The sequence below is a fragment of the Arthrobacter sp. SPG23 genome, from assembly GCF_000876655.1.
Lineage (GTDB): Bacteria > Actinomycetota > Actinomycetes > Actinomycetales > Micrococcaceae > Arthrobacter.
Genome location: NZ_JYCN01000009.1, coordinates 86,155 through 98,061, shown reverse-complemented (window position 1 = coordinate 98,061; position 11,907 = coordinate 86,155). Strand labels below are relative to the sequence as shown.

The window sequence follows — 11,907 nt, the reverse complement described above, 5'->3', positions numbered from 1 at the left end:
CGGATGATTGGCAGGCCATGGACACCGGCGACGACGAACAGCTCGACGCGGCCTTCCTGGCCCTGGCCGACCCGGTCCGCCGCCGCATCATCTCCCGGCTCAGCCGGGGCCCGGCCACCGTAAACGAACTGGCGGAACCCTTCGCGATCACCAAACAGGCGGTCTCGAAGCACATCCAGGTCCTCGAGCAGGCACAGCTGGTCACCCGCACGCGTGACGCCCAGCGCCGGCCCGTCCACCTGAACCCTGCACGGCTGGAGGCACTCACCGCTTGGATCGACCAGTACCGGCTGGTCCACGAGAGGCAGTTCCGCAGCCTTGACGCCGTGCTCCAATCAAATGCCGCGTCACGCGGCGCACAGGCAAAGGACCCATCATGACCAACGCCCTGAAAGTCTCCGTTCCGGAGGGGCTGCCCTTCATCGACTTCGAGCGGGAGTTCGACTTTCCCGTGGCGGATGTCTTCCGCGCCCATAAGGAGCCCGAACTCGTCGCCCAGTGGCTTGGACCGCGGCGGTTGAAGATGGACGTGGACCACTACGACTTCCGCACCGGCGGCAGCTACCGCTACACGCACATCGCACCCGACGGCGAAAGCTATGGCTTCAACGGCGTCTTCCACACTGTCCGGGAGAACGACTTCGCCATCCAGACCTTCGAATTCGACGGCTACCCGGACGTGGTCAGCATCGAGTTCCTGACCTTCGTGGATCTGGGCGGCGGACGCACCCGGCTGACGGCCCACTCTGTCTATCCGAGCCTTGAGGCCCGCGACGGCATGGCCCAGTCCGGCATGGAAGGCGGGTTGACCGAGGGCTACGAGCGGCTCGACGAGCTCCTCAGCGGCGCCGCCACGGACATGTCCGCCACGGGCCGGCCGGAGGCCGGAAAGGTGACGGCATGAGCAACCCCCTGAAGCTCGTAGCCCCGGAGAACGTGCCGTTCGTGCACTCCGAGCGCGAGTTTGATTACCCGGCGGCAGCTGTCTTCCGAGCCCACTCCGATCCTGAGGTCTTCCGGCAGTGGATCGGACCGCGGGAATTGAGCACTCGGATCGACGTTTTCGACTGCCGACCGGGCGGAACGTGCCGCTTCGTGCAGGAGGGCCGGGACGGTCGCCAGCACGCCTTCCGGGGCGTCTTCCACACTGTCCGGGAGAACGCCTTCGTGCTGCAGACCTTTGAGTACGAGGGGTACCCGGACGTGGTCACGCTGGAATTCGCAACGTTCCAGGATCTGCCGGGCGGCCGCTCCAAACTCAGCGGCAGGTCCGTGTATCCGAGCGTCGAGGCCCGCGCGAGATTCCTTGCTGACGGCATGGAGACCGGCATCGCGGCCGGCTATGACCAACTGGACGAGCTGCTCGGCCGGTCCCCCGGCTCAGGGTCCGCAGCTTAAAAGAGAAAAGTACGACGGCGTCCGGTCACCTTCCTGGGGAAGGCGGCCGGACGCCGTCGTACTTTGTGAAACTTTTGCCTGGAAAGAGGCGGACCTAGAGGGCTGCGTAGACCTCGCGCAGCAGCTTGGCGGTTTCGGACGGCGTCTTGCCGACCTTCACGCCGGCAGCCTCGAGGGCTTCCTTCTTGGCCTGGGCGGTGCCCGCGGAACCGGAGACGATGGCGCCTGCGTGGCCCATGGTCTTGCCTTCCGGAGCCGTGAAGCCTGCCACGTAGCCGACGACCGGCTTGGTGACGTGCGCCTTGATGTAGTCCGCAGCACGCTCTTCAGCGTCGCCACCGATTTCGCCGATCATCACGATCGCCTTGGTCTCGGGGTCGGCTTCGAACGCTTCGAGGGCGTCGATGTGCGTGGTGCCGATGACGGGGTCGCCGCCGATGCCGATGGCGGTGGAGAAGCCGAGGTCGCGCAGTTCGTACATCATCTGGTAGGTCAGGGTGCCTGACTTGGAGACGAGGCCGATGGGGCCCTTGCCGGTGATGTTGGCCGGGGTGATGCCGACGAGGGCCTCACCCGGGGTGATGATGCCGGGGCAGTTCGGCCCGATGATGCGGGTGACCTGCTTGCCGTTCGCGTCAACCTTGGACTGGGCCAGTGCCCAGAACTCGGCGGAGTCCTGGACCGGCACGCCTTCGGTGATGACGACGACCAGGCCGATGCCGGCCTCGATGGCTTCAACAACGGCGTCCTTGGTGAATGCCGGGGGGACGAAGACGATGGAGACGTCGGCGCCGGTCTCGGCCATGGCTTCCTTGACGGTGCCGAAAACGGTGATTTCGTTATCGCCGTGCAGGACCGTGGTGCCGGCCTTGCGGGCGTTGACGCCGCCCACAATGTTGGTGCCGGCCTTGAGCATCAGGGCGGTGTGCTTGGTGCCTTCGCCGCCGGTGATGCCCTGGACGATGACCTTGGAGTCCTTGTTCAGATAGATAGACATGGTGCGTCCCTTTACTTAGCTGCGTTGGCGAGCTCGGCGGCCTTGTCGGCGCCCTCGTCCATGGTGGCGGCCAGGGTAACCAGCGGGTGGTTGGCCTCGGCCAGGATGCGGCGGCCTTCCTCGACGTTGTTGCCGTCGAGGCGGACGACCAGCGGCTTGTTCGCGGAGTGGCCCAGCTCGGCCAGTGCTCCGACGATGCCCTTGGCCACGGCGTCGCAGGCGGTGATTCCGCCGAAGACGTTGACGAACACGGACTTGACCTGCTCGTCGCCCAGGATGACGTCCAGGCCGGCTGCCATGACCTCGGCGGAGGCTCCGCCGCCGATGTCCAGGAAGTTGGCCGGCTTGACGTTGCCGTGGTTTTCACCGGCGTAGGCAACGACGTCCAGGGTAGACATGACCAGGCCGGCGCCGTTGCCGATGATGCCCACTTCGCCGTCCAGCTTGACGTAGTTCAGGTCCTGCGCCTTGGCCTTGGCCTCGAGCGGGTCAGCAGCGTCCTTGTCTTCAAGGTGAGCGTGCTTGGGGTGGCGGAAGTCGGCGTTCTCGTCCAGCGAGACCTTTCCGTCGAGGGCGACGATGTCGCCGGCACCGGTCTTGACCAGCGGGTTGACCTCCACCAGGGTGGCGTCTTCCTTCTTGAAAACGTCCCAGAGCTTCAGGATGACGGCGGCGACTTTGCCGCGCAGTTCCTCAGCGAAGCCGGCAGCGGCAACGATTTCGTCGGCCTTGGCCTGGTCGATGCCCACTGCGGGATCGATGGCGATCTTGGCGAGGGCGTCGGGGCGTTCGACGGCGAGCTGTTCGATTTCCATGCCGCCTTCAACCGAGCACATGGCCAGGTAGTTGCGGTTGGCCCGGTCCAGCAGGACGGAGAAGTAGTATTCCTCGGCGATGTCCGCGCCCTGGGCGATCATGACCTTGTTGACCGTGTGGCCCTTGATGTCCATGCCCAGGATGTTGGTGGAGTGCTCCAGCGCCTCATCGGCGGTCTTTGCGACCTTAACGCCGCCGGCCTTGCCGCGGCCACCGACCTTAACCTGTGCCTTGACGACAGTTACGCCGCCGATCTTCTCGGCAGCTGCCTTTGCTTCTTCAGGGGTGTGCGCCACGATGCCAGCAAGCACGGGTACACCGTGCGCCTCGAACATATCGCGCGCCTGATATTCAAACAGGTCCACGGTTTAGTGTCCTTCTACGTCGAAGTAGTTTCTGTACAGCCGGACCCCACGTAATCGTGGTTACCGGGCTGCGGAATAAACGCACCCTGCGACTGGTTCGGAAACGAGCCACACGGCGCAATGCTCCTCTCGGAACTCTAGTCCTTTCTGCGGACCGGCCCGTTCCAGAGTACCCGTTATGTGAGTAAGGACACTATTCTATGGAGCGTAGAAAAACCCCTAGATTACGGGGTTTTTGGCGCCTCTGACGGCGTAGCGGAGGGGTCTGCACCCTCCGCGGAAATTAGTTCGTAACGGTCCCGCGAAACGAAGAAGGCAACACCGGCCGAGACGTTTCCGCAGGCCACGCCACCGTTATAGGCCGAGCATCGCAGGCCGTTCCGTTCGAGGTTCTGTCCGTCTTCGAGTACGGGCAGCTGGGAAACCGGCCCGTTCTTGCTGCCCCTGGGCCCGAATTCTGCCTCCATCTGCGTGACGCCGGAGCGGCATTCGCCGTAGCTAGCTTTCTCCGGCGTGAGCAACGCGGTGCCGCCGAGGTAGCCCAGGCCCGTGCCGGCGCAATCATCCGCCACGTCCGCGGCCTCGGCTTTGGGGTAAACGGCAAGTTCGCAGTGCGCTACCGGGACGATGGCCAGCTTGTTGTTGGCGGCGTCGCTGTAGGCGTTCTGCTCGTAGGGCAGGTTGATGTGCTCGCCGCGTGCCGAGGTCAGCGAGCAGACGGCGCTGTGATCGGCGGTGACGAAGCTGAGCACGTCGCTGCCCGCCGAGAACGGAGTGGCGTCCGCCACGGGGGCCTGCTTGAGCTGTTCCAGTGCCGAAAGCGGCGGCGGCGGGACGTAGTCCGGGTCCTTCTGCGTGATGGTGCACGACGTGCAGGCCAGCAGGATGAGGGCGGCCAGGATCCCCGGTACAGTCCGTCGCATGCGCTCCATTATGCCTGCAGCGGCTAGGAGCCGGCGGCAGGCCTTGCACCTTCGACGACCGCGGCAGCCGCTTCGGCGGGGTCCGCCTGGTCAAACTGCTCCCGCATCTGCGCCGCCCGTCTCTTCCAGGCGGGATCCCCCAGGACGTCGGCCACCGCCCGGGCTATGTCGCCGGGCCTGGGTGCCTCAGTCCGCAGGCTGATGCCCACGCCGGCGTATTCCACCCGGGCATTGACGTCGCTCTTGCCCTCGTTGATGCCGGACACCACCAGCGGAACGCCCTTGGACAGGCTTAGCTGCACTCCGCCAAAACCGCCGTTGCTGATGAACACATCGGTGTACTCGAAGACTTTGGCGACGTCCACGTAGTCGCGCACGATGACGTTGGGCTGCGGATATCTGGCCTTCAATTCCTCGGTGCCGCGGCCGCCGGTGGCAACGATCACCAGCGCGTCCATGTCCTTCACGGCGTCGAGCGCAGGGACGATCAGCTTGTTCTGGTCTATGTTGTCCACGGTTCCCTGCGTCACCACCAGAGTGGCCGGGTAGGACCGCGGCCATTCGCCGTCTGTGCCCGGCACCGCCTCCGCTGAACGGGCGCCGTCCGTCCCGGGATGGACAGCCTCCGGCGCCCGGTAAGGAAGGAGCGCGCCGACGTAGTGGACCTTCGGATTCACGTTCCGGCGCGGGAAGTCCAGCGACTCCGGGCCTGTTTGGATGACGGCCGCCGCGCAGCGGTACGGTTCGTCGGTCAGCCGTCCCCGTCGGGGGACCTCCTGGCCATAGGCCGCGTGCTGCCGCCGGTAGCTCTGGCTGGCCGGCCGGAGGATGACCTTGTCTGACAGCAGCCCCGCCGCGGCCTGGGCGGCTTTCTCTGCCAGGTTGCGGGACGGCTTGAAACCGAAGAAGAGCGGCGGCACCAGGGGGTCGCTTTCCATGTTGGGAATCGCCACGAACGTCACCACCGGCGTGCTCATCAACCGGGAAACCAGCCGCTGGATGAACATGGAGCTGTCCACCACTGCCACGTCGAAAGGGAAGTCGCCGTGGAGCTCCCGGATGTCCTCGAAGAAGTTGCTGATGTTGCTGGCAAAGATCTTTTCGCCGTCGAATCCGATGGCCCTGGGGCCTTTGAGCCGGGCGCGTTCCGGATACAGCTCGTTCAGGTTGTCGCCCCGGTGCTCGATGGCGCGGCGAAACGGGAAGTGCTGAACCTCGAGCTTCCGCAGTTTGTCCTCATAGACAGGACCTGTGTACCAGCCGACCTCGTGGCCGCGCTCCCTTAGCCGCACGGCAACGCCGGTCATCGGATTGAAATGGCCGTCAATGGCCTGGCTGGCGAACAGGATCTTCATGGTTCCCCCGGACTCGCTCTGGGCTTTAGCGGCTCCGCGCCGCGAAACTGCGGCGCTATGCGTCCAGTTTGGTCAGCGGCGCGTACCTTAGCAATAGCCGCTTTTCGCCAACGCTGAACTTCACCTTGGCCACCGTCTTGTCGCCGGCGCCTTCAACGGCCAGGACCGTGCCGTTGCCGAAGCTCGTGTGGTTGACCTTGTCCCCCACGCTGACGGCCACCACTTCCTTCTGCGGTTGCACGCGGTTCTTCGCGACGGCGGCGGGCACGTCGGCGTTGAAGCCGGCGGACGGGCTGGCGGCCTGGCCGCGGGCAGTGCCGGCGCCCCAGAACGAACCGCCGTACCGGCTGGACCCGATGGAGGCTCCGCTCCCCCAGCCGCTGACCTGGCGGCTGGTGCCTTCACGACGCCATTCCACGAGTTCGGCCGGGATTTCCTCGATGAACTGGCTGGCCGGGTTGTACTGGCTCTGGCCCCACATGCTGCGGACTTCCGACCGAGTTACGTAAAGTCGCTTCCGGGCACGGGTCAGGCCCACGTAGGCCAGCCGGCGCTCCTCGGCGAGTTCCTTGGGATCCGTGGCCGAACGCTGGTGCGGGAAGAGGCCGTGCTCCATCCCGGTGAGGAAGACCACCGGGAACTCCAGCCCCTTGGCTGTGTGGAGGGTCATGAGCGTGACGACCCCCAGCCGTTTGGCTTCCGCCACCGCGGCGTCGATGTCCGCGCCCGGGGCATCCGGGATCTGGTCCGCGTCCGCCACAAGGGACACCTGCTCCAGGAACGCGCCCAGGGAACCTTCGGGGTTCTCCTGTTCGTATTCACGCACGACGGCGACCAGTTCAGCGAGGTTCTCCACGCGGGACTCATCCTGGGGATCCGTACTGGACCGCAGCCCGGCCAGGTAGCCGGTCTGCTCCAGGACGGCTTCCAGGGCGGCCGCCGCACCGGAACCGCTGGCCACCTCGGCGAGGTCATCCAGGAGCTTCACGAAGCCCAGCACTGCGTTGACCGATCGGGTTGCCATGCCCGGGGCCTGGTCCGCCCGGCGGGCGGCGGCCATGAACGAGGTCCGTTCCCGTTCGGCCAGGGCTGCCACGGCGCCCTCGGCGCGGTCGCCGATGCCGCGCTTGGGCTCGTTGAGCACCCGGCGGAGGTTGACGTCGTCGTCGGGGTTTACCAGCACGCGCAGGTAGGCAAGGGCGTCCTTGATCTCCTTGCGCTCGTAGAACCGCGTGCCGCCCACCACCTTGTAAGGCAGTCCCACGCGCACCAGCACGTCTTCGATCGAACGCGACTGGGCGTTGGTGCGGTAGAAGATGGCGACGTCGCCGGGACGGAGGTTGTCCTCGTCCTGCAGCCTGTCGATTTCCTTGGCGATGAACTGGGCTTCGTCGTGTTCGTTCTCGCCCACGTAGCCGATGATTTTGTGGCCTTCGCCCTCGGCGGTCCAGAGCCGTTTCTCCGGCCGGTTGGGGTTGCGGGAGATCACCGAGTTGGCGGCACTCAGGATGTTCTGGGTGGAACGGTAGTTCTGTTCCAGCTTGATGGTCCGGGCGTTCGGGTAGTCCTTTTCGAACTCGACAATGTTGCGGATGTCTGCACCGCGGAACGCGTAGATGGACTGGTCCGAGTCACCCACCACGGTGAGCTCGGAGGCCCCGGGACCTTCGCCCACAATTTCACGGACCAGCGCGTATTGGGCGTGGTTGGTGTCCTGGTACTCGTCCACGAGCACGTGCCGGAAGCGGCGGCGGTACGATTCGGCGAGCGCAGGGAAGGCGCGGAACATGTAGACGGTTTCGGCGATGAGGTCGTCAAAGTCCATGGCGTTCGCCTGGCGCAGCCGCTGGGTGTAGCCCTTGAAGACATCGGCCACGGCAGACTCGAAGGGATCGTTGTGGTTGGCGGAGGAGGAGTAGGAATCGGCGTCGATGAGCTCGTTCTTCAGCGCCGAGATCCTGTGCTGGATGGCCTTGGGTGCAAATTTCTTGGGATCCAGGTCGAGGCTCTTGGACACCTGCGTCACCAGCCGGAGCGAGTCCGCGGAGTCATAGATGGAGAAATTGGACTTCAGCCCGACGTTGGCGGCTTCCTGCCGGAGGATGCGCACGCAGGACGAGTGGAAGGTGGAAATCCACATGATTTTGGCGCGGCCGCCCACCAGCGCCTCGATGCGCTCCCGCATTTCCGCGGCGGCCTTGTTGGTGAAGGTGATGGCCAGGATCTCGCCGTGATGCGCTCTCCTCGTGGCGATGAGGTACGCGATGCGGTTGCTGAGCACGCGTGTCTTTCCGGATCCGGCTCCGGCAACGATGAGCAGCGCACCGCCGGTGTGCTTGACCGCTTCTTCCTGCTGGGGGTTGAGGCCCCGCAGGAGTTCGTCCACGCCGGGCAGCTTCGGACGTGCCCGTTCCCCCTCGGATTCCGGCCCGCCGTTCCAGTGGCGCGCCGTATCTTCGCCGGCCCCCGGGCGCGATGTGGCGAGCGCTGCCGCTTGCGGGGCAGCCTTGAACGGTCCGTCAGCATACGGGTCAAACAACATATCCATGGTGCTATAAGTCTAGGCGGTAGGGCCGACACTAACTTCCGTGGCTACTCCACCGAGCCCGATTCAAGGGCCGCGCGGAGCTGCCGGACCGCCGTCGTGCCGCCCGCGACGAACCACTCGAGTCCGTTGACCCGGACGGTCTCGGCGGCGCCGCCGGCGGCGATCACGATTGCCTTGCCGGGCAGCCAGTCCCATTCGGGACAGCTGTGCTGGAACCAGCAGTCCAGTTCGCCGTCGGCCACCCGGCCCAGGTCGCAGGACCCTGACCCGAACATCCGCAGCGCCGCCGCGCCCGTGGCCGCGGCATGCCAGGGCATGGCGCACAGCGGGTCCGCGAGCCAGGACGGGTGGATGTAGGTTGCGGCACCTTGCTCGGCCAGCGGCTTCCGGGTCCTGGCCCCGCCGTCGTCCTGGAAGGACGTGAGCCGTTCACCATTCAGGGTCGCGGGCCGGGTGGTTCCGCCCAGCCACAGCTTGTCCTCTTCGGGCTGGAAAATGGCGCCCAGGACCGTGCCGGCGGTGTCCTTGAGGGCGAGCGCGGAGCACCAGTACGTGGAGCCGTGCAGGAAGTTGTAGGTGCCGTCCACGGGGTCGATCACCCAGGTCCGGCCGCTGTTCCCCTTTACGGAGGCGCCTTCCTCCCCCAGGATGCCGTCGTCCGGCCGGCAGCGGCGCAGCTGTTCCAGCACATAGTCTTCGGCGGCATGGTCGGCGGCCGTGACAACGTCGGAAACGGACGTTTTTTGCTGCCCTTCCAGGCCGCCCTGGCGCATCATCAGGGCCAGCATGCCTGCTTCCCTGACCAGCGCTTCGGCCAGTTGGTAGTCGTCCAGGCCCGCGTTGAGTTCCGCCGCGCTGTGCCTGCCAAGTTTGTGTCTTCCCAGTTCCGTCACGCGTCCAGCCTATAGGTGGCCTTCGGCCAAGGACAGGATCCAAGGACAGCAGCGTGCACTGGACCAGCGATAATGAACACATGGCCAAGACACCAGCACAGCGGATCAAGAAGCACGGCGCCAAGGCGTCCGTTCCCCAGCACCATCTTCCGCCGGTGATCAACCCCACCACCCGGCGAAGCCCGGAGAAGGCGCAGAACAACAGCAGCCTGATCCTCATTGCCGGCGTTGTGGCCAGCCTCTTCCTGTTCTGGTACCTGCATTTGCTGACGCTGAACCAGCTCACCCAGCTCTCCGGCGGCCTTCCCATGCCCGATTCGCTGGTCGGCGGCTTTGACCAGGCCTTCGTGGACCAGCTGAGGGCTGCCATGAACGACGACGCGCGCGGCCAGCTCAACTACCTCCACAAGACGGCGGGCACCTTGTTTCCGCTGATTTTCAGCTTCACCTGGCTGCTGTTGATCGGGACCAACGTGGCGCGCAAACCCCTTCGCTGGGCGCTGTGGGTACTCCCGCTCCTTTTCGCCGCCGTGCGGTTGTGGGGCAACGCCGCCATTGATTCGATGATGTCCGCGCCAACGGCCGACGCCGGCCAGGTTGCCCTCGCATCCGGCCTCACTGTTGCCGGCTGGGTCCTGCTCGTGCTGAGCCTGCTGGCCGGCGGCGCCGCCGTCGTTATTGGCCGGAAGCCGCGGAAGCAGTAGCCCGGGCGGCTGCCAGCGCAGCCTTTCGCACCTTCAGTTCATGGCGAACGCGCTGGGCGATGACCAGCCCGGCAGTGGCCAGGCCAATGGTGACGGGGTAACCCATAAAGCGTTCCAGCGTGCCCGGTTCCGGGACATCCATGCCAGTCAGCCCGCCGATCACCAGCGCCCCGAGGGAAACAGCTCCGCAGGCGAGAATGAACCAGGCCAGGGGTGATTGCCGCAGCCACAGCCACCCCAACATCAGCAGCGCCAGCGCTCCCCCCAGGAAGAACATCACGGCGCCGGTCAGGTGCACGGCAAACCATCCGGCGTCTTCGGGCACCACACCCACGATGATTGTCCCGGTTCCCGCGGTGAAGGTAAGGACCTTGGCCGCGAGGGCAGTGAACCACGGGACGCGGTGGCCGGGACCGACGGCAAGCCTCACGCCGGGCCTGGCTGCCACGCACAGGAGCGCAGAGCTGAGGAGCAGCGCCCCCACCAGCATGCCCAGGCCTTGCACCACGAACGAGGCATTCATCACCGCGTGCAGGGGCGAGCACACGTCACGGCCCTCGTAGACCGCGCAATGGATGGCACCAAGATCGCTGATGTAGCCGGTCCGGCGGTCATAGGGCCTGGGCCCCGCCCACGCCGCGATCACGGCCGCTTCAGCCACGAAATACTGCAACACGCTCAGCTTGGCCCACGCCCCGAAATACTCCCGCGCGGAGGCAATCTCTGGAAGGAATCCGGCCCGGTAGGAAGTTGCTGGTGTTGCTGCAGTCATGCCAAGAGCGTAGTACGGGCCGGCACCTTGTATGCTTGTATCCGTGCCCGAACAGGACGGCCTGTGCCAACCGCTTCGGACGCCCGCCCTCGTAGCTCAGTGGATAGAGCACGGCTCTCCTAAAGCCGGTGTCGTTGGTTCGATTCCAATCGAGGGCACTTGAACTTCCAGCCGCAGGATCACGATTTTGATCTGCGGTCCTACCTGCTGGGCAGCTGGTCCGTGGACCGCACCCTGTGGGACCGCAGCTCCGGCGCGCGGGGCACGTTCACCGGCGTCGCCCGCTTTTCCGCGGAGGACGACGACGGCGGCCTTGCCTTCCACGAAGACGGCACCATGCGCTGGCCTGCTCCGGCCGGCGGCACTTTCACCGGCCCTGCAAGCCGCGACTATCTCCTGCACCCTGCTGATGCCCCCGATGCGATGGACATGACGTTCCCTGACGGGCGTCCCTTCCACCGGATGAGCTTCCGGGAAACAGCCAGGCAGGACAACCACTGGTGTGATCCGGACACCTACCGGGTGACGTACGCCCTTCGCGGACCCGACGAATTCAGCTATTCCTGGGATGTCCGGGGGCCCAGGAAGGACCTGCTCCTGGAATCGGTGCTGCGGCGGCTCGGCCCGGGCACGGATGCGCCGCGCATCGACGGGCCGCACACCAAGGGCCCGGAAACGGATCGGCCAGCCGCCGATGGGCTAGGGTCGGAGCCGTGAAAGACCGCATTGTTGTGTCCGCCGTCTGCGTCTATGACCAGGCCGGCCGTCTGCTGACCGTCCGCAAGCGCGGCACGGACAAGTTCATGCACCCGGGCGGCAAACCCGAACCCGGCGAAACCGCAGCCCAGGCCGCCTCGCGTGAACTCCTCGAAGAGGTAGGCATCGCCGTGGCGCCGGAAGACCTCCGGCTCATGGGCGTGTGGCTTGCCGACGCCGCCAACGAGGCAGCCACGGACATCGAGGCAACGGTTTTCGCCGCTCCGGGCACCTGGAGCGCGCACCCGTCCGCGGAGATAGCCGAAATCCGCTGGCTTGACCTCGCAGGCGACCTGCCGGCGGACCTCGCACCGCTGCTCACGGACCACATCCTGCCCGCCCTCGCAGCGGACCGGGCATAGCGCCGGGCGTCCGCGCCT

General features: G+C 65.9%; 13 protein-coding genes and 1 tRNA gene. 7 read left to right on the top strand and 7 right to left on the bottom strand.

Annotation, left to right across the window (positions count from 1 at the left end; genetic code table 11):
• Positions 1-17 precede the first annotated feature (17 nt).
• The 3 genes from TV39_RS03785 to TV39_RS03775 are packed head-to-tail and all read left to right on the top strand — an operon-like array spanning position 18 to position 1,398.
• Positions 18-380, top strand: coding sequence for an ArsR/SmtB family transcription factor (locus TV39_RS03785; RefSeq protein ID WP_043478552.1), 363 nt, complete (start codon positions 18-20; stop codon positions 378-380).
• Positions 377-904 (top strand): SRPBCC family protein, encoded by a 528-nt coding sequence (locus TV39_RS03780; RefSeq protein ID WP_043478549.1) that lies wholly within the window; start codon positions 377-379, stop codon positions 902-904. The genes TV39_RS03785 and TV39_RS03780 overlap by 4 nt, the downstream gene beginning before the upstream one ends.
• Positions 901-1,398, top strand: a complete 498-nt coding sequence (locus TV39_RS03775; protein ID WP_043478546.1) for an SRPBCC family protein — start codon at positions 901-903, stop codon at positions 1,396-1,398. Before TV39_RS03780 ends, TV39_RS03775 begins: the two co-directional genes overlap by 4 nt.
• Positions 1,399-1,492: 94 nt before the next feature.
• Here TV39_RS03775 and sucD read toward each other — a convergent pair whose 3' ends face one another.
• From sucD to TV39_RS03745, 6 genes are all read right to left on the bottom strand, one after another.
• Positions 1,493-2,395 (bottom strand): succinate--CoA ligase subunit alpha, encoded by a 903-nt coding sequence (gene sucD, locus TV39_RS03770; RefSeq protein ID WP_043478543.1) that lies wholly within the window; start codon positions 2,393-2,395, stop codon positions 1,493-1,495.
• Positions 2,396-2,406: 11 nt separating this feature from the next.
• On the bottom strand, positions 2,407-3,576 hold the full coding sequence (sucC, locus tag TV39_RS03765) for an ADP-forming succinate--CoA ligase subunit beta (RefSeq protein WP_043478540.1): 1,170 nt from the start codon (positions 3,574-3,576) through the stop codon (positions 2,407-2,409).
• Positions 3,577-3,800: 224 nt separating this feature from the next.
• Positions 3,801-4,508 carry a hypothetical protein gene (locus TV39_RS03760; protein ID WP_043478537.1) on the bottom strand — a complete coding sequence of 236 codons (708 nt, stop codon included), beginning with the start codon at positions 4,506-4,508 and terminating at the stop codon, positions 3,801-3,803.
• Positions 4,509-4,522: 14 nt separating this feature from the next.
• Positions 4,523-5,854, bottom strand: a complete 1,332-nt coding sequence (locus tag TV39_RS03755) for a glycosyltransferase (RefSeq protein WP_052500476.1) — start codon at positions 5,852-5,854, stop codon at positions 4,523-4,525.
• A gap of 55 nt (positions 5,855-5,909) precedes the next feature.
• Positions 5,910-8,396, bottom strand: coding sequence for a DNA helicase PcrA (gene pcrA / locus TV39_RS03750; protein ID WP_442853482.1), 2,487 nt, complete (start codon positions 8,394-8,396; stop codon positions 5,910-5,912).
• A 50-nt stretch (positions 8,397-8,446) separates the two neighbouring features.
• Positions 8,447-9,295, bottom strand: coding sequence for an inositol monophosphatase family protein (locus TV39_RS03745; RefSeq protein ID WP_043478533.1), 849 nt, complete (start codon positions 9,293-9,295; stop codon positions 8,447-8,449).
• A gap of 80 nt (positions 9,296-9,375) precedes the next feature.
• Here TV39_RS03745 and TV39_RS03740 point away from each other — a divergent pair, with 80 nt between their 5' ends.
• The gene (locus TV39_RS03740) at positions 9,376-9,999 is read left to right on the top strand and encodes a hypothetical protein (protein ID WP_043478530.1); all 624 of its coding nucleotides are present in this window, start codon (positions 9,376-9,378) and stop codon (positions 9,997-9,999) included.
• Here the strand turns inward: TV39_RS03740 and TV39_RS03735 are convergent.
• Positions 9,971-10,771 (bottom strand): DUF998 domain-containing protein, encoded by an 801-nt coding sequence (locus tag TV39_RS03735; protein WP_043478527.1) that lies wholly within the window; start codon positions 10,769-10,771, stop codon positions 9,971-9,973. The two genes, TV39_RS03740 and TV39_RS03735, sit on opposite strands and share 29 nt — an antisense overlap.
• Before the next feature lie 85 nt (positions 10,772-10,856).
• On the opposite strand from TV39_RS03735, the gene TV39_RS03730 reads away from it, so the two are divergent.
• From TV39_RS03730 to TV39_RS03720, 3 genes are all read left to right on the top strand, one after another.
• A tRNA-Arg gene (locus TV39_RS03730) sits at positions 10,857-10,929 on the top strand.
• Between the two features lies 1 nt (position 10,930).
• Positions 10,931-11,488: a DUF6314 family protein gene (locus tag TV39_RS03725; RefSeq protein ID WP_235347263.1), complete on the top strand. Its 558-nt coding sequence runs from the start codon at positions 10,931-10,933 to the stop codon at positions 11,486-11,488.
• A complete protein-coding gene (locus TV39_RS03720; protein ID WP_043478524.1) occupies positions 11,485-11,889 on the top strand; it encodes an NUDIX hydrolase in 405 nt (134 codons plus the stop codon). The genes TV39_RS03725 and TV39_RS03720 overlap by 4 nt, the downstream gene beginning before the upstream one ends.
• The last annotated feature ends 18 nt before the right edge of the window (positions 11,890-11,907 follow it).

Excerpts from the sequence above, each read along its gene's own strand:
- TV39_RS03785 (WP_043478552.1), top strand. The coding sequence starts at position 18 with ATGGACACCGGCGACGACGAACAGCTCGACGCGGCCTTCCTGGCCCTG.
- TV39_RS03735 (WP_043478527.1), bottom strand. The coding sequence starts at position 10,771 with ATGACTGCAGCAACACCAGCAACTTCCTACCGGGCCGGATTCCTTCCA.
- sucD (WP_043478543.1), bottom strand. The coding sequence starts at position 2,395 with ATGTCTATCTATCTGAACAAGGACTCCAAGGTCATCGTCCAGGGCATC.
- TV39_RS03780 (WP_043478549.1), top strand. The coding sequence starts at position 377 with ATGACCAACGCCCTGAAAGTCTCCGTTCCGGAGGGGCTGCCCTTCATC.
- pcrA (WP_442853482.1), bottom strand. The coding sequence starts at position 8,396 with ATGTTGTTTGACCCGTATGCTGACGGACCGTTCAAGGCTGCCCCGCAA.
- TV39_RS03740 (WP_043478530.1), top strand. The coding sequence starts at position 9,376 with ATGGCCAAGACACCAGCACAGCGGATCAAGAAGCACGGCGCCAAGGCG.
- TV39_RS03775 (WP_043478546.1), top strand. The coding sequence starts at position 901 with ATGAGCAACCCCCTGAAGCTCGTAGCCCCGGAGAACGTGCCGTTCGTG.
- TV39_RS03755 (WP_052500476.1), bottom strand. The coding sequence starts at position 5,854 with ATGAAGATCCTGTTCGCCAGCCAGGCCATTGACGGCCATTTCAATCCG.
- TV39_RS03760 (WP_043478537.1), bottom strand. The coding sequence starts at position 4,508 with ATGGAGCGCATGCGACGGACTGTACCGGGGATCCTGGCCGCCCTCATC.